At 61.6% G+C, this 20,748-nt stretch carries 19 protein-coding genes; 15 read left to right on the plus strand and 4 right to left on the minus strand.

The genetic code is table 11. The features are described 5' to 3' along the window. A partial coding sequence (locus ACE3P0_RS16965; protein ID WP_374403911.1) for a transglycosylase SLT domain-containing protein occupies positions 1–1,819 on the minus strand: 1,819 nt, incomplete at its 3' end. 119 nt (positions 1,820–1,938) lie between these two features. Here ACE3P0_RS16965 and ACE3P0_RS16970 point away from each other — a divergent pair. From ACE3P0_RS16970 to ACE3P0_RS16980, 3 genes are all read left to right on the plus strand, one after another. Beyond that, positions 1,939–2,574: a 5-formyltetrahydrofolate cyclo-ligase gene (locus ACE3P0_RS16970; protein ID WP_374403912.1), complete on the plus strand. Its 636-nt coding sequence runs from the start codon at positions 1,939–1,941 to the stop codon at positions 2,572–2,574. Between the two features lie 66 nt (positions 2,575–2,640). Then, complete coding sequence (locus ACE3P0_RS16975; RefSeq protein ID WP_374403913.1) at positions 2,641–3,273, plus strand: lysophospholipid acyltransferase family protein; 633 nt, start codon at positions 2,641–2,643, stop codon at positions 3,271–3,273. After that, positions 3,270–4,265, plus strand: a complete 996-nt coding sequence (locus ACE3P0_RS16980) for a phosphatidate cytidylyltransferase (protein WP_374403914.1) — start codon at positions 3,270–3,272, stop codon at positions 4,263–4,265. The genes ACE3P0_RS16975 and ACE3P0_RS16980 overlap by 4 nt, the downstream gene beginning before the upstream one ends. Before the next feature lie 59 nt (positions 4,266–4,324). Here the strand turns inward: ACE3P0_RS16980 and ACE3P0_RS16985 are convergent, their stop codons facing one another. After that, positions 4,325–5,503 carry an NAD(P)H-dependent flavin oxidoreductase gene (locus tag ACE3P0_RS16985; protein WP_374403915.1) on the minus strand — a complete coding sequence of 393 codons (1,179 nt, stop codon included), beginning with the start codon at positions 5,501–5,503 and terminating at the stop codon, positions 4,325–4,327. A 159-nt stretch (positions 5,504–5,662) separates the two neighbouring features. Then, complete coding sequence (locus ACE3P0_RS16990) at positions 5,663–5,848, minus strand: lipoprotein (protein ID WP_374403916.1); 186 nt, start codon at positions 5,846–5,848, stop codon at positions 5,663–5,665. Positions 5,849–5,948: 100 nt separating this feature from the next. Between ACE3P0_RS16990 and cyaY the strand changes: the two genes are divergently transcribed. Together cyaY and ACE3P0_RS17000 are read left to right on the plus strand one after the other, a co-directional pair. After that, positions 5,949–6,269 (plus strand): iron donor protein CyaY, encoded by a 321-nt coding sequence (cyaY, locus tag ACE3P0_RS16995; protein WP_374403951.1) that lies wholly within the window; start codon positions 5,949–5,951, stop codon positions 6,267–6,269. A gap of 38 nt (positions 6,270–6,307) precedes the next feature. Beyond that, a complete protein-coding gene (locus tag ACE3P0_RS17000) occupies positions 6,308–7,756 on the plus strand; it encodes a cobyric acid synthase (protein ID WP_374403952.1) in 1,449 nt (482 codons plus the stop codon). Here the strand turns inward: ACE3P0_RS17000 and ACE3P0_RS17005 are convergent. Continuing rightward, the gene (locus ACE3P0_RS17005) at positions 7,746–10,112 is read right to left on the minus strand and encodes a penicillin-binding protein 1A (RefSeq protein WP_374403917.1); all 2,367 of its coding nucleotides are present in this window, start codon (positions 10,110–10,112) and stop codon (positions 7,746–7,748) included. The two genes, ACE3P0_RS17000 and ACE3P0_RS17005, sit on opposite strands and share 11 nt — an antisense overlap. Before the next feature lie 170 nt (positions 10,113–10,282). On the opposite strand from ACE3P0_RS17005, the gene ACE3P0_RS17010 reads away from it, so the two are divergent. The 10 genes from ACE3P0_RS17010 to ACE3P0_RS17055 are packed head-to-tail and all read left to right on the plus strand — an operon-like array spanning position 10,283 to position 20,655. After that, the gene (locus ACE3P0_RS17010) at positions 10,283–11,362 is read left to right on the plus strand and encodes a pilus assembly protein PilM (protein WP_374403918.1); all 1,080 of its coding nucleotides are present in this window, start codon (positions 10,283–10,285) and stop codon (positions 11,360–11,362) included. After that, positions 11,359–11,982 (plus strand): PilN domain-containing protein, encoded by a 624-nt coding sequence (locus tag ACE3P0_RS17015; RefSeq protein ID WP_374403919.1) that lies wholly within the window; start codon positions 11,359–11,361, stop codon positions 11,980–11,982. The genes ACE3P0_RS17010 and ACE3P0_RS17015 overlap by 4 nt, the downstream gene beginning before the upstream one ends. A 35-nt stretch (positions 11,983–12,017) precedes the next feature. Beyond that, on the plus strand, positions 12,018–12,659 hold the full coding sequence (locus ACE3P0_RS17020) for a type 4a pilus biogenesis protein PilO (protein ID WP_374403953.1): 642 nt from the start codon (positions 12,018–12,020) through the stop codon (positions 12,657–12,659). After that, on the plus strand, positions 12,656–13,177 hold the full coding sequence (locus tag ACE3P0_RS17025; protein WP_374403920.1) for a pilus assembly protein PilP: 522 nt from the start codon (positions 12,656–12,658) through the stop codon (positions 13,175–13,177). The genes ACE3P0_RS17020 and ACE3P0_RS17025 overlap by 4 nt, the downstream gene beginning before the upstream one ends. Further along, on the plus strand, positions 13,174–15,306 hold the full coding sequence (gene pilQ, locus ACE3P0_RS17030; protein WP_374403921.1) for a type IV pilus secretin PilQ: 2,133 nt from the start codon (positions 13,174–13,176) through the stop codon (positions 15,304–15,306). The genes ACE3P0_RS17025 and pilQ overlap by 4 nt, the downstream gene beginning before the upstream one ends. Before the next feature lie 31 nt (positions 15,307–15,337). Next, positions 15,338–17,179 carry an Ig-like domain-containing protein gene (locus tag ACE3P0_RS17035; protein ID WP_374403922.1) on the plus strand — a complete coding sequence of 614 codons (1,842 nt, stop codon included), beginning with the start codon at positions 15,338–15,340 and terminating at the stop codon, positions 17,177–17,179. A 55-nt stretch (positions 17,180–17,234) separates the two neighbouring features. Beyond that, positions 17,235–17,768, plus strand: a complete 534-nt coding sequence (locus tag ACE3P0_RS17040; protein ID WP_374403923.1) for a shikimate kinase — start codon at positions 17,235–17,237, stop codon at positions 17,766–17,768. Then, complete coding sequence (aroB, locus tag ACE3P0_RS17045) at positions 17,738–18,832, plus strand: 3-dehydroquinate synthase (protein ID WP_374403924.1); 1,095 nt, start codon at positions 17,738–17,740, stop codon at positions 18,830–18,832. Before ACE3P0_RS17040 ends, aroB begins: the two co-directional genes overlap by 31 nt. Further along, the gene (locus ACE3P0_RS17050) at positions 18,829–19,950 is read left to right on the plus strand and encodes a deoxyguanosinetriphosphate triphosphohydrolase (protein ID WP_374403926.1); all 1,122 of its coding nucleotides are present in this window, start codon (positions 18,829–18,831) and stop codon (positions 19,948–19,950) included. The genes aroB and ACE3P0_RS17050 overlap by 4 nt, the downstream gene beginning before the upstream one ends. Before the next feature lie 9 nt (positions 19,951–19,959). Beyond that, positions 19,960–20,655, plus strand: coding sequence for a transposase (locus tag ACE3P0_RS17055; RefSeq protein ID WP_374403927.1), 696 nt, complete (start codon positions 19,960–19,962; stop codon positions 20,653–20,655). Positions 20,656–20,748: the final 93 nt, after the last annotated feature.

A 20,748-nucleotide genomic window follows, 5' to 3' on the forward strand; every position in this document is an offset into this window, starting at 1 on the left:
TGTTGGCGAGCACCTTCTTCACATAGTCGCGCGTCTCCGAGATCGGGATCGTCTCGGCAAATACCGCGCCCTCGAGCGGCTCGGCCGCCTTCCAGCGCGGAATCCTTCCGGGGCCGGCGTTGTAGGCCGCCGACGCGAGCGCCGGATGGCCGTCGAGCCGGTCCAGCACCATCTTCAAGTATGCGGTGCCGAGCATCACGTTGGTATCGAGGTCGATCACCTGGCCCTTGGTGTAGGGCATGCCGATCTTCTTCGCGACGTAGCTCGCCGTGCCCGGCATCACCTGCATCAGCCCCTGCGCGCCGACCGACGAACGCGCTGCGGTGACGAAGCGGCTTTCCTGCCGCATCAGGCCGTAGACCCAGTACACATCGAGCCCCCAGCGCCGGCTCGCCGGCTCCACCTTGTCGTAGTACGGCACCAGGTAGCGCATGCCGAAGTCGTGCTCGGTCTGCGTGCGTTCGGCGCTGTAGATTGCACGGTCGTAGAGCTGCTCGCGGCGCGCGATTTCGGCCGCTGCCAGCAGAAAGCGATCGTCTGCGGCGCGCATCGCCCAGTTCCACTCGCGCACGCCGTCCAGCCGCCCTTCCAGACGGAACAGCGCCAACGCACGCCGCACCGACACATCGGATTCGACGCGCGCGATTTCGGCGCGCGTTGGCGGTTTGGCACCCTTCGGTGCGACAAACGGGCGGCCCAGCTCTTCCCCCGCCAGCATGCCGTAGAAGGTCGGCGCGCCGGCAATACGTTCGAGTTCTTCGCGCCCCTGTGCGGCGCGGTTGGTTTCGATCAGCGCACGGCCGTACCAGTAGGTCCATTCCGGCTGGCTGCGTTGCGCCGGCGTCATCGCCTCAACCGCGCGGCGCACTTCACCCCAGGCGCGACCACGCAACGCGGCGCGTACCTGCCACGCGCGCGATTCTTCCGACAGCGGTGCGCTGCCCGCGGCGCGATACCAGGCCAGCGCTTCCGGCTGGTTGCCGCGCGCGGCCTGCCAGCCCAATACGCCGGAGAGCCAGGCGCGGTCGCCCGGCGCCAGCGCAGTGCCGAGCGCTTCGACCCGTGCGGCGGCGCCGCGGTCGTCGGTCGGCGCGCGGCGCGACAGCGCCAGCACGGTGATCTCGCGTTGCGCACGGGTGCTGGGGTTCGGATTCTTTGCGAGCCAGCGCAGCGGATTGTCGAGCGCTTCCGCCACCGCGTTGCCAGACACGGCATTGCCCGGCAACGCTTCCAGCGTGGCGCGGGCGGCGCCGTAGCGCCGAGCATCGACCAGGCGGCGGGCGCGCTGCCAGTGGGCGTCGTCAGACTTGCTGGCGCTCAGCGCCGCGATCACCGGGGTGCAGGCTTCGCCCGGTTCGGCTGTGCTGTCCCACAGCGGTTCGGCATCCTTCAGCGCTTGCGGGTCACCGGTGTTGAAGCGGGCCTGCAGCACCCAGCAGCTCATCTCTTGTTCGGGCTGACGCAGCATCGCACCTTCGCGCATCACCACGTCCCAGCGCTGTGCGCGTGCCGCGGCGCGAATCCAGTCGCCACGCGCGCGCTCGGCGAGCAGGGTGCCTTCTTCCCGTGCGGTGAAGCTGGCCAGGTCGGCGTCTGCATCGTCCTTGCGAGCAAGGCGGATCGACAAGGCCCAATAGTCGATATAGGCGTCTAGCGGATCACCACCACGTTGTGCCGCAAGCTGGTTTATCCGCGCGAGGTCGCCGTTGCGGGCGGCTTCGCGGGCGGCCAGGAAGCGCTCCTCGCCGCCGGCTGCGTGGGCACCAGCACCCAGAGACAGGGCACCAATCGCGAGCGCCACGCACAATACCTGCTTCATTCCCTAAACTCCTCAAGGCCGCACTCTCGGCGACGGTACGGCACCGACCCGATCGCCTCTGTGCTGCGACAGCGGCATCGCTGGCAAGTTGCCGCGTGCCGAGCGGATACGGATCATTCATGAAGGATAGCACTTTGTCGTCCCCCTCCACCGTGCCGGAAGCCGCGCCGGACAAGGCTTTGCGGCAGGAAATGCGGCGCCGCGCGATCGCCGTGCGGGAAGCGCTCGGTGCCGCCGAACGGCAGCATCTGACGGTGCAGTTGTGCGCGCAGCTGAGTCCGTTGCTGAGTCGCCTTGCGCCGCGCAGCATTGGTTTCTGCTGGCCCTACCGCGGCGAGCCAGACCTCGTCGCCTTCGTTGGGGATTGGCTGGCGCAAGGCCGGGAGCGGCTGGCGGCGCTGCCGGTGGTGCTGGCGGCGGATGCGCCACTCATGTTTGTGCTGTGGCGGCCGGGGATGGCGCTGATGGACGACGCGTTCGGCATACCGGTGCCGGCGCAGCGCGAGGCGGTGGATCCGGACCTCGTGCTGGTGCCGCTGAATGCCTTCGATGATGCAGGCTACCGCCTGGGCTACGGCGGCGGTTTCTTTGATCGCACCCTGGCTGTGCGCCACCCCGCGCCGCTTGCCGTCGGTGTGGGCTTTGAACTTGGGCGCGTCGCGAGCATCCGGCCCGAGCCGCACGACCTGCCGCTTGACTGGATCGTGACAGAAAGCGGCACGTTCGGCCCGTTTCGCGGCAAGAACCCGATTTGATCTGGCTGCTTGCACTAAATACCCGCGCGGTACACCATTCGCGCCTTCCAAAATGCCGTACTGCTGATGTCTCTTGCATCTTTCGTTGCCTGGATGATCTGCGGGTTCGCCCGCATGCTCACCGGTGTGCAGGCCCGTTGGCTGGGCTGTGCGCCCGCACCGGTCCAGCGCATCTATTTCGCCAATCACTCCAGCCATGTCGACTTCGTGCTGATCTGGGCGAGCCTGCCCAAGTCGTTGCGTCGCCGCACGCGCCCGGTGGCCGGCTCCGACTACTGGGAGAAGTCGGCCGTGCGCCGCTTCCTGATCCACCAAGTGTTCCGTGCTGTGCTGGTGGATCGCGCCCGCACCGGCGGCGGTGACCCGCTGGAGGTGATGCGGGCGGCGCTCGACGCGGGCGATTCGCTGATCATCTTTCCCGAGGGCACGCGCAATCTCGGCGACGAACTGCTGCCCTTCAAGGGCGGGCTGTTCCATCTCGCCGAGAGCCATCCGAAGGTCGAGCTGGTGCCGGTGTGGCTCGCCAACCTCAACCGCGTGCTGCCCAAGGGCCAGATCCTGCCGGTGCCGTTGATCTGCACCGTCGGTTTTGGCGAACCGATCGCGCTTGCGCAGGACGAAGATCGCGACGACTTCCTGCACCGGGCGCGCAGCGTGCTGCAGTCCTGGGCGCCGAAGGGCGAGGAACCGCTCGAATGATGCCTTTCGACCCCTCCAAGTTGCCGGTACCGCCGTGGACCGGCCCCACGCTCGGGCCACGCACCACCACCGCGCTGTTGTTCGCTGGCGTTTTCCTGGTACTGATCCTCGCCACGCTGTTCGGCCGTTATCTACGCCGCCGCGTGCGGGGGCGCCGCGTTGGCGTGATCGAGAGCTACGTCGCGCGCGTGCGCGGCTGGTGGATCATGGTCGCGTGGATCGGCGTCGCCTTCCTCGCCGGTCGAAAGGGGGTGGCGCTGCTGTTTGCCTTTGCGTCGTTCGGCACGCTGCGCGAGTTCATCACGCTGTCTCCGACGCGCCTGGGCGACCACTGGACGCTGCTGGCGGCCTTCTTCCTCGTGCTGCCGCTGCACTACCTTGGCGTGTGGCATGGCTGGCTGACCTTCACCGAACTCTGGGTGCCGGTCTTTGCCTTCCTGTTCCTACCGATCATTTCGGCGCTGCGTGGCGACGCCAAACGTTTCATGGATCGCGCGGCCAACGTGCAGTGGGGGCTGATGATCTGCGTCTACTGCCTCTCCAACGTGCCGCAACTGCTGGGGCTTCGCATCAACGGTTATGCCGGACGCAACCTGCTGCTGATCGCCTTCCTGGTGCTCGTGGTGCAGAGCGGTGACGTGTTGCAGAAGTTCTTCTCGGCGCGCCTCGGGCGTACGCCGGCCGCGCCCGGTGTTTCGCTCACCCGGACTTGGGAAGGCCTGGTGCTGGGCGGTTTCGGTGCCGCGCTGCTCGGGGCGCTGCTGGCGTGGATCACGCCCTTCGGTGTGTGGGCGGCCTTTGGTATTGCGCTTGCGGCAACCTGGATGGGTTTCCTCGGCAGCTTGGTGATGACGGCCATCAAGCGCGACCGCGGTGTGCGCTACTGGGGGCATTCGATCGTTGGCCACGGCGGCATGCTGGATCGCGTGGCGCCGGTGGCCTTCGCAGCACCGATCTACTTTCACCTCGTCCGCTACTTCTACGCGACCTGAAGCGCGGCGGCAGATAGCAAAAAGCCGGCTTCGCGCCGGCTTTTTGTGAGGGCTTGGCCTCAGACCGCCAGCGGGCGGCGATCGGCGAGCAGGTATTCGACCAGTTCGCGCACCGAACGCATCTCGGTGCCGAAGGGCAGCGTGCCTTTGCCGCGGAAGAACAGGCCCTTGGCGATGTCGCCCTTCACCGCGTGCGCGAGCTGGTTGTCGATACAGAACTGTCCGAACTTCGCGAGCTTGTCGCGCAGGCCGCACTGCAGCAGGCAATCCCACTTCAGCGTGCATTGGCGCTCGCCGCCATCTTCGCGCGCCGCCGCGCTTTGCAGCTTCTCTTCGCGCTTGAGATAGTTGCTGAGCCAGGGCGTTGCGACAGCGCGTGCCGGCAGGCCCGCACAGCTTGTGAATTCGACGATGTCCTCCGCCCGGGCGCCCATCAGCACCTGCTTGAACTCGTCGGCGGCGTCGCCTTCGGCGGTCACGGCAAACGCGGTGCCCACCTGCACCGCCGAGCTGCCCAGTGCCATCATGCGACGCACCTTGTCGTGCGTGTCGATGCCGCCGGCCGGAATCAGCGGGATCTGTTCCGACGCGAGGCCAAGGCCGCGGATCGCTTCGAGACACTCCGGCACGACTTTTTCGAAGTCGAAACGCTGATCGGCGGTACCTGCCACGTTGGGTGCGCCAAGGTGGCCACCGGCCCAGCCCGGGTGCTCCAGCACGATCGCATCGGGCAGGCGGTTCTTCTTCATCCAGCGCTTGAGCACCACGCTCACGCCACGTGCGTCTGACAGGATCGGGATCAGCGCGATATCCGGGTGGTCTGCCGTCAGGTCGGGCAGATCGAGCGGCAGGCCTGCGCCCATCACGATCGCGTCGGCACCGCTGCGGCAGGCCTGGCGCACGAGCTCGGCATACTGGCTTACTGCGCGCATCACGTTCACCGCAACGACGCCCATGCCTTTGGCGAGTTCTCGCGCCGCGGCGATTTCGCGGTCGAGCGCGGTGAGGTTGGCAGCCTCGATCGCGGCCTTGTCGCGGCAGCGCGCGGTCGCTTCTTCGAGATCCGGGTGCATGCGGCGCAGGTCGACGCTGGCGATCGTGCCAACGCCGCCGAGAGCCGCAACCGCGCCCGCGAGGCGATGGGCCGACACGCCGACGCCCATACCGCCCTGCACGATCGGCAGGAGTTGCTTGCCGCGCAGAACGAGCGGTTTGAAGGCGTGCTGGATCGTCGACATCGGCGTGTTCCCTGAAGGCAAAGGCGCAGACTGTTGCATTGCCAGTGCGAGGGGGCCTTGATGCGACGCAAACGCGGCGGGACTATCGAGGCCGCGCGTGCCTGCCGTCGGCAGTGTGGCAACACTGCAGGGCGTGCGGCGTGCGCGCCCGCGGTGGTGTCAGGGCGTTACGGCTGCAGGGCTTTTGCTACCATCCGCGGCCGGTTGCGCGGGCGCAGACTGCGTTGCAGGGGGCGGTGCCGGCTGTGCGACCGGTGCAGGAAGATACAGCGGCCCCTTGATTCCGCAGGCCGCGAGAAGCAGAGCGGTGGAACAAAGCAGGGCGCGGGGCAGTCGGTAAGGCATGCGGGTTCCATAGGGCGGCGCGGTGTTGATGCCGGCCCGCTGTGCGCCAATCAAAGCAGTATCGTCCGGCTGGGCCGGATGCTAGCAGACAGGAACGATGATGGACGAAACGCAGTTCAACCCTTTGGCGGAACAGGAGCTTGACCGCATCGAACGTGCCTTCGATGCGGTCGGTATCGATGTCGAGGTGCAGCCGGGGGGCGTGTTGCAGGTCGAGTTCGATGACGGCAGCCAGATGATCATCAATCGCCACAGCGCGGCGCGTGAAATCTGGGTGGCGGCGAAGCTGGGCGGTTTTCACTTCCGCCCCGATGCCGGGCAGTGGATCGGCACCCGCGATGGCGTGGAGCTCTGGGCTGCACTGAACCGGCTTGCGAGCGCGCAGGCGGGGGAGACGATCGCGCTGGTCCGCCCGGCGTGAGCAAGGGGCTGCTGGTGCGCCCGCGTGCTGCGAGCCTGATGGTGCAGGGCACCACCTCGGACGCGGGCAAGAGCACGCTGGTGGCCGGCCTGTGCCGCGTGCTGGTGCGCCGCGGCGTGCGCGTGGCGCCCTTCAAGCCGCAGAACATGGCGCTGAACGCCGCCGTGACGACCGATGGCGGTGAGATCGGGCGCGCCCAGGCCTTGCAGGCGGCGGCCTGTCGCATCGCGCCGCATAGCGATATGAACCCGGTGCTGCTGAAGCCGACGACGGATATCGGCGCCCAGGTCATCGTGCAGGGGCAGGTGCGCGGCAACTACGCCGCTCAGGCCTATCACGCGCTGAAGCCGGCGCTGCGCGAAGCGGTGCTCGATTCCTGGCAACGCCTCGGTGCACAGTACGAGGCAATCGTCGTGGAGGGCGCGGGCAGCCCGGCCGAGATCAATCTGCGCGAAGGCGACATTGCGAACATGGGCTTCGCCGAGGCCGCGGATTGCCCGGTCATTATCGTCGCCGACATCGACCGCGGCGGGGTCTTTGCCCATCTGGTCGGCACGCTTGATCTGCTGGCGCCGAGCGAACAGGCGCGCGTGATCGGCTTTGTCATCAACCGCTTCCGCGGCGACATCGCCTTGCTCAAGCCCGGGCTGGATTGGTTGAAGCAGCGAACAGGCCGACCGGTCTTGGGGGTGCTGCCCTATCTGCAGGGCCTGACGCTTGACGCCGAGGACGCATTGCCGACACCCCAGCTGCGCAGCGACGCGGCGTTTCGCATCGTCGTGCCGGCCTTGCCAAGAATCTCGAACCACACTGACTTCGACCCGCTGCGCGCGACGCCAGGCGTGGAACTAGAATTCGTGCCGGGCGGACGAACATTGCCGCCCGCCGATCTGATCATTCTGCCCGGCAGCAAGAACTCGCGGGCCGATCTCGCCTGGTTGCGAGCGCAGGGCTGGGATACGGCCATCCGCCGCCATTTGCGCTACGGCGGCAAACTGCTGGGTATCTGCGGCGGATTTCAGATGTTGGGCGAGTGGGTAAGCGATCCGCTCGGGCTCGAAGGCGACGCGGGCGATACAGAAGGGCTCGGCCTATTTTCGATGCGCACAGAGTTGCGACCTGACAAACAGCTGCGCCGCGTAACAGGTCGGCTCTGTCGAGGCGGCGAGCGCCTCAGCGGCTACGAGATCCACGCCGGGGAATCATCCGGCTCCGCGTTGGAACGCCCGCTGTGCCGACTGGACGAAGGCTGGCCAGATGGCGCGCTGAGCGAGGATGGCTGTGTCGCGGGCACCTATGTGCACGGCATCTTCGATGAGCCGGACGCATGCCGCGCCCTGCTTGCATGGGCGGGCCTTGCTGTGGCCGAGGTGCCGCCGATTGGTTTGTTGCGCGAGACCGCGCTGGATCGGCTGGCGGATGCAATCGAGGCGCACTTGGATCTGGCGCGCCTCGATCAACTCACCGGACTGGGGTTCAGCCGGTAACTTCGTTGTGCGGCTGTGGCGGCCGAACCACCGGCGTCGGTGTTGGCTGCGCCGGAACAACCGGGGCCGGCGCAGGCGCTGGTGCGCTCTGCTGCGCAGGGGCTTCGCCATCGGCGGGCATTTCCGTCTCCGGTGGCGGGGTACCAAGCCGTTCTTCGTAGACGAAATCTTCCTTCCCGTCAGCGGTGGTAATTGTCAGCAAGCCGTGCGGCATCTCCAGGAACTTTTCCGGCACGCCTTGCAGCGCCTTGGCCATGAAGTTGATCCATACGGGCAACGCTGCGGCGCCGCCCGTCTCGCCGGAGCCCAGCTTGCGCGGTGTGTCGTAGCCGATCCATGTGATGCCGACGAGGGTCGGCTGGTAGCCGCAAAACCATGCGTCGACATACTCGTTGGTCGTACCGGTCTTGCCCGCGAGGTCGCCACGTTTGAGCGCGAGCGCCTTGGTGGCGGTGCCGCGGCGCACGACATCCTTCATCATGCTGTCCATCATCCAGGCGTTGCGCGGGTCGATCACGCGTGGCGCGCCATCGCCCGCGCTGGTGGTCTGCGTACGCGCCAGCACGCGGCCCTGACTGTCCTGCATCTCCTTGACGATGAACGGCTGCACCCGATAGCCGCCATTTGCAAACACCGAGTAAGCCTGCGCCATTTGCCACGGCGTTACCGACCCGGCGCCGAGCGCCATCGTCAGATACGCTGGATGCTTCTCCGGGTCGAAGCCGAAGCGGGCGGCGTAGTCCTGCGCATATTGCGGCCCGATCGAGTTGAGCAGGCGGATCGACACCATGTTCTTCGACTTCGCCAGCGCGGTACGGATCGACATTGGACCGTCGTACTTGCCGTCGTAGTTCTTCGGCTCCCAGGCCTGGCTACCTGTCTGGCCCGAGGAGAACGACAGCGGTGCATCGTCGACGACGCTGCTCGGGCTATAGCCCTTCTCCAGCGCCGCGGAGTAGATGAAGGGCTTGAAGCTCGACCCAGGCTGGCGCCAGGCTTGCGTCACATGGTTGAACTTGTTGCGGTTGAAATCGAAGCCGCCCGCGAGTGCGCGTACGGCGCCGGTTGCGGGTTCGACCGCGACGAAGGCGCCTTCGACTTCTGGCACCTGGACAATTTCCCAACCCTTGGCGCCCTCGGCGACCCGCACCACCGCACCGCGCCGCAGGCGCTTTGCCGGCGCCGCGTTGTCTGCCAGCATCGGCGACACGAACCTCAGCGCAGGGCCGGTGAACTCCATGACCTCGCCACCTCGACGATAGGCGCGGATACGCTTTGCGTTTGCCTCAAGCAGGATCGCCGGCACCATCTCGCCGTTATCGGGGAAATCCTCCAGCAGCACGTCTAGTTGTTCGTCCGTGTCGGAACGAACAGCCGACATATCCACGTATGCTTCGGCGCCGCGGTAGGCGTGGCGGCGCTCGTAATCGAGCAGGCCGCGCCGCAGCGAGTTGTAGGCAGCCTCCTGGTCGGAAGCCTTGATCGTCGTGATCACCCGGATGCCGGCCGTGTAGGCGGCGTCCTTGAACTGCTCGACGGCCATCTGACGCGCCATTTCGGCGACGTATTCGCCGTGCACCGGATAACTTTCCGCGCCGCCGCGAACGACCTTCAGCGGCGTCTTCAGTGCCTGTTCGTATTGCGCTGCGTCGATGTAGTTGAGCTCCCGCATCCGGCGCAACACGTAGTGCTGGCGCTGGGTCGCGCGCGTCGGATTGCTGATCGGGTTGTAGGCGGAGGGCGCCTTGGGCAGGCCTGCCAGCATTGCGGCCTCGGCAACATTCAATTGCGCAAGACTTTTGCCGTAGTAGATCTGGGCAGCCGCCGCGAAGCCGTAAGCGCGTTGGCCGAGGTAGATCTGGTTGAAGTACAGCTCGAGGATCTGGTCCTTGCTGAGGTTCTTTTCGATCTTGATCGACAGCAGGATCTCGTAGAGCTTGCGGCTGTAGCTCTTTTCCCGTGTCAGAAAGAAGTTGCGCGCGACCTGCATCGTGATCGTGCTGGCACCCTGACGCTTGCCGCCCGAGGTCAGGTTTGCCACTGCGGCGCGGGCAAAGCCGGCAACGTCGATGCCGCCATGCTCGTAGAAGCGGTCGTCCTCTGCCGCGAGGATCGCGTTCTTCATGTACGCCGGCACTTCCTGGATCTTGGCGAAGGTCCGGCGTTCCTCGCCGAATTCGCCAATCAATTGGCCGTCGGCGGTGAAGACGCGGAGCGGGATGCGGGGCCGGTAGTCGGTCAACACTTCCAGTGTTGGCAGCTTGGGCCATGCGAAGGCGACGGCAAGGCCGACGGTGGCCGCGGCGAGAAGCAGCAGTCCGACAAAAATCGCGAATATGTAGGTTGCGATGCGCATGGATCGGAGGGTGGGATGGGATGCCGGATTATAGGCGAGCCAAGGCCTGCGGCCCGTCGAACATTCCTAATTCATACTTTTGTCTTTACATACGCTGAAAGATGCTGCTAGGATTTCAAGTAAATTGTGGCAATTGTGCCTAATTTGTTGATTGAAAAGGGAATTTTCCCGTGATCGACTTCTCTTCGATCTTCGCCGGAAAAGCGCGCCCGCTGATTGGTCTGGACATCTCATCGTCCGCCGTCAAGCTGGTCGAGTTGTCCGACGTAAATGGCCGCCAAAGGCGCCTGGAACGCTACGCAATCGAGCCTCTGCCTCGCGATGCGGTGAGCGATGGCAATATCGCCCAGCTCGACGTTGTTGCCGATGCAGTACGACGAGCGTGGAAGCGGATGTCGACCACCACCCGGAACGTTGGAATGGCCTTGCCTGCTGGCGCGGTGATCACGAAGAAGATCATCCTGCCCGCCGGTCTGCGCGAGACCGACATGGAAGTTCAGGTCGAGTCCGAAGCAAATCAATACATTCCCTTTGCGATCGAAGAGGTCAATCTCGACTTTCAGGTCCTTGGTCCGGCGCCAGGCGGTGAAGAAGAGGTTGAAGTGCTGATTGCGGCATCACGCAAGGAAAAGGTCGAGGACCGCGTGGCAGTCGCCGAAGCCGCTGGCCTGAAGCCGCTGGTGATGGACGTCGAATCCTTCGCCTCGCAGAGCGCACTTGACCTCATTCGCGCACAACTGCCTGAAGGCGGAAAAAACCGCATTGTTGCGCTGGTCGATGCCGGCGCAAACATGCTCAAGACCACGGTATTCAGAAACGAGCAGCAACTCTATACACGTGAGCAGGCTTTCGGCGGTAACCAATTGTCGCAAGACATTGCCCGCCAGTACGGCATGAATGCCGACGAAGCCGAGTCTGCCAAGCGTACCGGCAGCCTGCCCGAGAACTACGAAGTGGAGTTGCTGCGTCCCTTCATGGATAGCCTCGCGCTCGAAGTCTCTCGCGCACTGCAGTTCTTCTTCACCTCGACGACCTTTAACCAGGTTGACCACGTCATCCTCGCCGGCGGCTGCGCCGTCATCCCGGGGCTCGATCAGGTGGTGGCCGCACGCACCCAGATCCCGACGACGATTGCCAATCCATTCTCCGGCATGGCCCTCGCCCAGCGAATCCGCCCGAAGACACTCTCGGCAGATGCCCCGGCACTGATGGTCGCTTGTGGCCTCGCTCTTCGGAGGTTTGACGAATGATCAGAATCAACCTCCTGCCGCACCGTGAGGAAGCCCGCAAGCTTCGGCGTCAGCAGTTCTATGCTTTTGCAGTGGCGGTTGTCGTTGTCGGCGCTGTTCTCGCCTTGCTTGTGCACTCGTTTAATCAGGCACGAATTGAAGCGCAACAAGCAGATAATGATTTTCTGAAGAGCGAGATCGCTAAACTTGACAAGGATATCGCCGAGATTCAGAGATTGAGGGAGCAGACGCAGGCGTTGCTTTCTCGCAAACAGGTCATTGAACTTCTCCAAAGCCACCGGGCCGAAACGGTGCATATCTTTAACGAACTCGCACGCCTCGTCCCGGACGGAGTCTACCTCGGGTGTGCCAAGTTGGATAAAGACTGCAAGGCGCTGAAGCAGACCGGAATGAAGATTACGCTAAATGGCGTGACCCAATCTAACGCACGTGTCTCTACTTTGATGCGAAACTTGGACGCATCTCCAATTTTCGAGCGGCCGCAGCTCTTGGAGATCAAGGCGGTTGAGGCAAACAAGCGCCGGCTGTCCGAGTTCACGCTGGAAGTGTTTGTCGAGCGGGCAAAGGTTTCTGCAGATGGCGACAAGCCTGTCGTCCCGAAAGCGGAGAAGAAATCGTGAAGACAAAAACGATTGGTACGCTTCGCGACATCCGCATGGATCAGCTGGCCCAGGACTTCAAAAATCTGGATCCAAATGACCCGGGTATGTGGCCTCTGGCGCCCCGGATTGTGGCGCTAGTGGGTTTGCTGGTTGTAATCCTTGGCCTGGCTTGGTGGTTTGACTGGAAAGGTCAGAGCGAGGATCTGGAGCAGCGCCGTACGCAAGAGACGCAGCTCAAGGATGAATGGTTGTCCAAGAAACGCCAAGCCGTGAATCTTGATGAATATAAGCGACAGCTCACTGAGATCGATCGACAGTTTGGCGCCCTGTTGAAACAGCTTCCGAGCAAAACGGAGATGGAAAATCTCCTCATCGATATTAATCAGGCTGGGCTGGGGCGTGGTTTGCAGTTCGAGTTGTGGAAGCCGAATTCAGAGTCTCCTCGCGACTTCTACGCGGAGCTTCCGATTGCAATTCGCCTGACCGGCAACTATCACGATCTCGGTAATTTCGTGGGTGACGTGGCGAAACTTCCTAGAATAGTTACATTGAACGATATCGCTATCGATACAGCGAAAGACGGCATACTGAAGATGGATGCGTTGGCTGTGACCTATCGATACCTTGATGATGAGGAGATCGCAAAGCAAAAGAAAGAGAAGGCGGCGAAAGTAAAAGAAGGAGGGGCGAAATGACCCGATTTCCAATTGTCGCTGGTTCCTTTTTCTTGCTCTGCCTGGCCGGCTGTTCAAGCGAGGAGCACTCCGGTGTCAAACAATGGATGGTCGATTCGTCGCGAGATCTGCGCGGTCGAGTTCCAGCGCTACCAACGATCAAGACTTTTCCTGTAGTGGCATATGAGGCAGGGGCTTTGGTGGATCCGTTCCGACCCTCGAAACTGGAGGCGGCGAAAGGGGCTGGCGGCGGGGGTATTCGCCCGGATATGAACCGTCGCCGCGAGCCTCTCGAAGCGTTCCCCCTCGAAAGCCTGAAAATGGTGGGGACTCTCACGATGAAGGGCAAGCCACTCGCAATCATTAACGCTGACCGTACGCTGTATCAAGTCGGGGTGGGGAATTACATGGGCCAGAATTTCGGCGTCGTAACGCAGGTATCCGAGAGCGAAGTCACACTCAAAGAGCTGATTGAAGACGCTAACGGCGATTGGGTGGAGCGCGTCAACACGCTGCAACTGCAGGAGGCATCAAAATGAATAGTGTCGTACGGCTAGCAGCGGCAGCGTTCTGCAGCGCTTTAGCGTTTGCGTCGCCAAATGTTCCCGCTCAGAGTGCACCCCAAACGACCGCGAATAGCATTGAATCGGTTGGCGTTGCGAAACAGGGAAATGGCGTCGTCGTGAAGATCACGCTGAAGAAACCCCTGGCGACTGCCCCCGGCAGTTTCTCAGTCGCTAATCCGGCGCGTATCGCCGTTGATTTTCCTGGAACGACGAATGGAACAGGGAAGAATGCTCAGGTCTTCAACGAAGGAGATTTGCGCAGCGCTAACATCGTTCAAGCTGGCGACCGTACCCGACTGGTTTTGAACTTGGCGAGGCCTCTTGCCTACGAAACGCGCGTTGATGACCGTACGGTAGTCATCGCGCTAGCCGGTGGGATTCCGACTGCGGCCACGTCGCAAACCGCGCGGTTCGCAGAGTCGGCGAATTCGGTGAGCGAGCACTCGATTCGAGATATCAATTTCCGGCGGGGCAAAGATGGCGAAGCTCGCATCCTTGTTGATCTCTCTGATCCGGGGGTTGGTATCGACATCCGGAACCAGGGAAGCAATCTGGTCGTGGAATTCGCCAAATCTTCGCTGCCGGATCAACTCCGGAAGCGTTTGGATGTTACCGACTTCGCCACGCCTGTTACGTCAGTTACGACGTCTGCGCAGGGGCAGACCGTGCGGATGGTAATTGCTCCGAAAGGAAACTGGGAGCACAACGCTTATCAGAGCGACAACCAGTTTGTGGTTGAGGTGAAGCAGGCGCTGGAGGACAGTAGGAAGCTGGCCGATGGTCGCCAGAAGTACTCAGGCGACAAGCTGTCCCTGAACTTCCAGAACATTGATGTTCGTTCGGTTTTGCAGGTGATCGCGGACTTCACGAACTTCAATATCATTACCAGTGACTCCGTTACCGGCGCGCTGACGCTCCGCTTGAAAGATGTGCCGTGGGATCAAGCCTTGGATATCATCCTTCAGGCGAAGGGTCTCGATATGCGCAAAAATGGTAATGTGATCTGGATTGCGCCCAGGGACGAGTTGGCGACGCGTGAAAAGCTCGAATTTGAAGCGAAGCAGGCGATCACGGAGCTGGAGCCTCTGCGAACTGAGACGTTCCAAGTGAACTATCACAGGGCAACCGCTGTTGCTGCGTTCCTAAAGAACAAGGACCAGACGATTCTCTCTAAGAGAGGCAGCGTCGTGGTTGATGACCGGACGAACAAGCTCTTTGTTTCGGACATTGGCTCGCGCCTTGATGATATTCGTCGTGTTGTTACTGAAATCGACGTTCCGGTTCGCCAGGTCCTGATTGAGGCGCAGATTGTTGAGGCGGCTGACACGTTCACGCGCAATCTCGGCGTGCGGCTGGGGTTTGGCGGTAGCGGTGGAGGCGTAATCGGCACGACCTCGGATGGGCGTCAAGTCGGTCGCACAACCTATGGCGGCGGCATTGCGCAGACCGGATACCAGTCTGGTCTGATAGAGACTAAGCCGGACACGCTGGCGCAGGCGCTGGGCGTGAATTTGCCAGCAGGTTCGATTGCTGGGGCGGCCGCTGGTGCTCTTTCGTTCGTGCTGTGGAATAGCAACGCTACGCGTTTTCTCGCGCTCGAAATATCGGCGCTTGAAGCAGACGGCAAGGGTAAAGTTATTTCGCGGCCGCGCGTCATGACGGCAGATCAGATTGAAGCGCTAATTGAACAGGGCGTGGAAATTCCGTACCAGCAGGCCACCAGTTCTGGTGCGACCAGTGTTTCGTTCAAAAAGGCCAACTTGTCCTTGCGCGTGAAGCCTCAAATTACTCCAGACGGAAAGATTTTGATGAGCCTTGATGTAAACAAGGATACGCCGAACACACAAATTTCGAATAACAGCGGGATTGCGATTGATACCAAGCACGTTAAGACTGAAGTCTTGGTTGAGAATGGCGGCACTGTGGTTATTGGTGGGATTTACACTCAAGAGACAACGAATAGAACGAACAAAGTTCCTTTTCTTGGCGACCTACCGATCGCAGGTTACTTGTTTAAAGATAATTCGCGTGTCGATAACAAGACGGAATTGTTGGTGTTCATCACTCCGCGCATCGTGTCCGAACAAACGGCGAGCCGTTGATCGGTCAGCTGGCATCATCAAGGAGTCATAAATGAAGTCAAAGAAGTTTGCGGCTTGGGCGTTGGCCGGAAGCCTGCTTGCGTCGCTAGTTGGGTGCGGTGGAGGAAGTGGTGCGCCGAGGATCGAACAGCCAACACCAGAAAAGCAACTTGCTCTCTCGCTCAATTTCGATTCTCCGCAGGTTATTACGGATGGTCGCAGTACAGTAACGCTTACCGCTGAAGTACGTGACAAAGCTTCGAACGCGGTCTTGGCGGATCAACCGGTCACTTTCTCGGTTGACTCTGGACGCCTGTCTGCCGCGACTGTAAGTAGTGATGCAGGTGGTACTGCTGTTACGGTGTTCGATTCAAATTCAAACAAGTCCAACCGGACCGTTACAGTGACTGCAAAAGCTGGAACTGCCACGGTGACTGCCCAGCTTCAGGTGCTGGGTACTTCGATTGTCTTTGGCGGAAGCCCGTCTACCGTAGTTGGTGAGGCGACGGACATTGTCGTGTCGGTCCTCGATGGCGCGGGTAAAAAGGTTCCGTTTGCTGACTTGGCGTTAAGTGTATCTGGAGGCGCACTCGATCAAACTGCGATAAAGACAGATAGCACTGGCAATGCTACGGTCAAATTTAGCGCAACTGTCAGCGGCACGGCCACAATTTCTGCATCCGGTATGGGTGCAAATAGCGCGACGAAGGTTAGCGTTTCAGGCCTAAATTTCAAGTTCCGTCCGTTGGCAACAACGACCATTGGAATTGACACTTGCACAGCGCTTAAAGTCGACTTGCTTGGATCTACGGATCCCGTGGGCTTCGCGACAACCCGTGGGACGCTGCATACTGATGCGGCGTGTGCCTTGGCCGGAACAACCTCGGTGACAGGGGTTCCGTTGGTCGGCGGTACCGCAACGATTTACACCAAATCAGGTCAGGCGGGCAGCGCCAGCGTGCAGGCTTACGTCGCAGGTGCGTCGACAATTCAGACTCTGAACTATGTCAGTGTGGCGCCAACTTCGCTACAGATCTCTGCATCACCAACCACAGTTGCTATTGGAGGTGATTCAGAGGTGCGTGCTATTGTGCGTGACGCCAAGGGGAATCCAGTCGAGAATCAGCAGGTGTTCTTTTCTAGCTCCGGAGCATCGCCATTCCCCCAAATCGCGACCACAAACTCTTCTGGCGTAGCGGTCTCCAAGTTCACGGCTGACAAAGTTCCGTCCGGGCAGGGTGCGGTGGAGATCAAAGCCGAAATGCCAACGTTTGGGCTTAGCGCTACATCAAATTTGACGATCTCGGGATCGCCCGTCCAGGTTAGCATTGGTTTGAACGATAAGATCGAAACTATTGAGTCGCCGCCGACCTATCGCTACGTTATGTCCGTTACCGTTAAGGATTCTAATGGTTCCCCGGTGCCGGGGCAGCTTGTAACGATGTCGTTGGCTATCCCAGAGTATCGAAAGGGGTGGTACGATCTCGGTACGCTCTGGGTACAAAGTGTTACTGCGACTTGTGACGCTGAGGATCCAAACGGGAATGGCGTCGTTGATCCATTGGAGATCGGTGACGTCAACGGGAATAAGGTGCTAGATCCGCAGAACGGCACAACGATTCGCGCCGCAAATTCGACCGCTGTCGGAAGCACATTCAATGTGAAGGTCGGCGATGACGGACGTGCAGCAATCTGGTTGGAATATCCGAAGAGTGAGGCTTCGTGGCTGAAGGTCGATGTAAGTGCGACCGCTTCTGTATCGGGCCAGAATGCAGTAGCTCACTCGACTTTCTACACCACGGTGCCCGCGGATGTCATTAAGAATAAGGACGCAACGCCTGCATTTGTCGTCAGCCCATTCGGTATGAGGGCTCCCTGTTCTGATCCACGCTAATTCGCGTGGCTTCTTTGCGACTAGAAACCGGCCTTCTGGGCCGGTTTCTTCACTTATGGGCTACTTTAAATCGCTGGTGCTTGTTGGGCTCATGGGGTCTGGCAAGACAACAATTGGCAGAGCCGTGGCTCGCCGGCTTGAACTACCTTTTTTTGACACCGACCACGAGATAGAGCGTCGTACGGGTGTCAGGATTCCGACGATCTTTGACGTCGAGGGCGAGGCTGGATTCCGTCGTCGTGAAGCACAGACAATAGCTGAGTTAATGCGCACTCCGAGGATCGTACTGGCGACGGGGGGCGGTGCTGTACTTGATTCGGAGAGTCGTGCTGTTATGAAAGAGAGCGGTTGGGTCGTCTATCTGGATGTTCCAACACGACAACTTTATGAACGAACGCGCAACGACCCGAACAGGCCGTTGTTGAAAGTGCGGGACCCACTCGCGCGACTGGAAGAGTTGCGCGTCGAGCGCGATCCGCTCTATCGCGAAGTCGCCGACTTCATTCTCGACGGCTCGCGGTACCATTCGTCTTCCGCGGTTAACAGGATTTTGAAGGAATGGGAGAAGCAGTCCGCGTCCTCGACGTAGCGCTGGGCGAGCGCAGCTATCCGATCCGTATCGGTTCCGGGCTCCTCGACAATCCGGCGCCTTTGCTTGCGGCGCTAGGCCGCAGGCGTGCGTTTGTGGTTACCAACGAGACCGTCGCACCGCTTTATCTAGGACGGGTTCTCGCAGGACTTCGCGCAAACGGTGTCGATGTTTCGGCGGTCGTATTGCCGGATGGCGAAGCGCATAAGGACTGGACAACGCTCAACCTGATTTACGACGCCTTGCTATCCGGCATGGCAGAGCGTTCGACCACCCTGGTCGCGCTGGGCGGTGGCGTGATCGGTGACATGACCGGTTTCGCCGCGGCGACTTATCAGCGCGGCGTCCCCTTCATCCAGATTCCCACCACCCTGCTTTCCCAGGTCGACTCCTCGGTGGGAGGCAAGACGGCGATCAATCATCCGCTAGGCAAGAACATGATCGGCGCCTTCTACCAGCCCAAATTGGTCCTGGCGGACATTGCGACCCTGAATACCTTGCCTGATCGCGAACTGAAGGCAGGCCTGGCCGAGGTGATCAAGTACGGGTTGATTCGCGATCTCACCTTCTTCGAGTGGTTGGAAAGCAACGTCGAGCGCTTGCTCGCGCGGGATTCGTCGGCGCTGGCGGAGGCTGTCGAGCGTTCGTGCCGGAACAAGGCCGAGGTGGTCGCCGCTGACGAAACTGAACAGGGTGAGCGCGCGACGCTCAATCTCGGTCATACCTTCGGGCATGCGATCGAAACCGGCATGGGCTACGGGGTCTGGCTGCACGGAGAGGCGGTCGCGGCCGGCACCATCATGGCGGCCGCCTTGTCCCGTATGCTTGGCTGGCTGAGCGAAGCGGATACAGCGCGGATCGCGCAGCTGTTCGCCCGCGTTGGACTGCCGGTGCAGGGCGCCCCCCTGGGGGCTGATCGATATTTGGAACTGATGCGCCACGACAAGAAAGTGGCCGACGGGCAGTTGCGGCTCGTACTGCTCAAGGCAATTGGCCGAGCAGTCGTATCGTCGGAGGCCAACGAAGCACAGATTCGGGCCGCGATCGAAGCCTGCGGGGGATGACCATGCTTGCGCCATACGCCGTTACTGAAGCGAATTCGAGAGGGCGGCGTGTCGCCGAGCCTGCGCCGCAGGGGCGCGGTGAGTTTCAGCGCGATCGCGATCGCATCGTGCATTCGACTGCGTTTCGCCGGCTCGAATACAAGACGCAGGTCTTCGTGAATCATGAGGGTGATCTGTTTCGCACCCGCCTGACGCACAGCATCGAGGTGGCGCAGATCGCGCGCTCGATCGCTCGTGTGCTGAATCTCAATGAGGACCTGTCCGAGGCGATCGCTTACGCACATGACCTTGGCCATACGCCGTTCGGCCACGCGGGGCAGGATGCGCTTAACGAGTGCATGCGAGATCACGGCGGGTTTGAACACAACCTGCAGTCCTTGCGCACCGTGGAGTCGCTCGAAGAGCATTACGCGGAATTTGACGGCCTCAATCTCGTGTACGAAACACGCGAAGGGATCCTCAAACACTGTTCCCTGCGGAACGCGCAGCAGCTTGGCGAGCTTGGGCTTCGCTTCATCGAGAAGCGCCAGCCTTCGCTTGAAGCGCAGCTCAACAACTACGCGGACGAGATCGCGTACAACAACCACGACATCGACGATGGGCTGCGAGCCGGGCTGATCACGCTGGCGCAACTCGAAGGCGTGGAACTGGTCGCCAAGCACCTCGCTGCGGTGAGAGCTACGTATCCCGGGCTGGGCGAACGTCGTTTGATCCACGAGACGGTGCGGCGCCTGATCAACGAGCAGACGCTCGATTTGCTGCGCACGACCGAGGCTGCGGTTAAGGCGAGCGGTGTCGCGAGCCTTGAAGATGTGCGGGCGGCGGGCCGGCTTGTGGGCTTCAGCGAACCCATGCACGCTGCACTCCAGCCGCTGCGCAAATTCCTTCGCGAGAATCTTTACTGGCACTTCCGCGTCTTGCGGGAGATGGCGAAGGCCAAGCGTGTGATCGCCGACCTGTTCGACGCCTTCATGAACGACCCGCGTCTCTTGCCCCCGCAATACCAGTTGCGAAGTGCGGACGACAAGCCCCGCGCGATCGCTGACTACATAGCCGGCATGACGGATCGCTATGCGATGAAAGAACATCATCGCCTGTTTTCGATCTCGCCAATCTGAGGCTGCTCGATGGCGCGGCTTGCGCGACTCTATGTGCCGGGGCTGCCGCAGCTGGTTACTCAGCGGGGTAACAACCGCAGCCTGATCTTCATCGACGAGACGGACTACCAGCAGTTTCTCGCCTGGCTGCGCGATGCGCTCAAGGAGTGCGACGTTGCGCTCCATGCCTATGTGCTGATGCCGGATCATGTGCATCTGCTGCTGACCGCCGCCGACGCCAATGGCGTCTCGCGCGTGATGCAGCGGCTCGGCCGTCGATACGTCCGCTGGTTCAATGATCGCCATCGGCGCACAGGCACCCTGTGGGAAGGGCGCTACCGTTCCACTGTCGTCGAGCCGGGCAGGTGGTTGCTGCCGGCCTATCGCTACGTCGAGATGAATCCGGTTCGGGCCGGGCTGGTGCCGGATCCCGCATTCTGGATCTGGTCCAGCGCGCGCGCTCATCTGGGGCACGAAAGCGACCCGTACCTGACTGACCATGCAAGCTTCTGGGCGTTGGGCAATACGCCGTTCGACAGGCAGGCGGCGTATCGCCGATCCATCGAGTCCGGCCTGACAGCCGAGGACCTTCAGGCAATCCGCTTCGCGGCGCATCGCGCCTGGATGCTCGGTGATGCGCCGGACGAGCCGGGCGATCCCGCGCCAAGTCGTCGCATTCGCCCCTTGCCCAAAGGCCGGCCCAGCAAGCGGGTCGCCGCCGAGTAGCCATGTGCAAGTAAACGACGCAGTACGCACCACATTAATATGTCCCCAGTTAATATCCGCACCGCGAATGGGCATTCTTATAATTCACTCTGA

The sequence above is a fragment of the Niveibacterium sp. genome (genome assembly GCF_041909475.1).
In the GTDB taxonomy this organism is placed as follows: Bacteria; Pseudomonadota; Gammaproteobacteria; order Burkholderiales; family Rhodocyclaceae; genus Niveibacterium.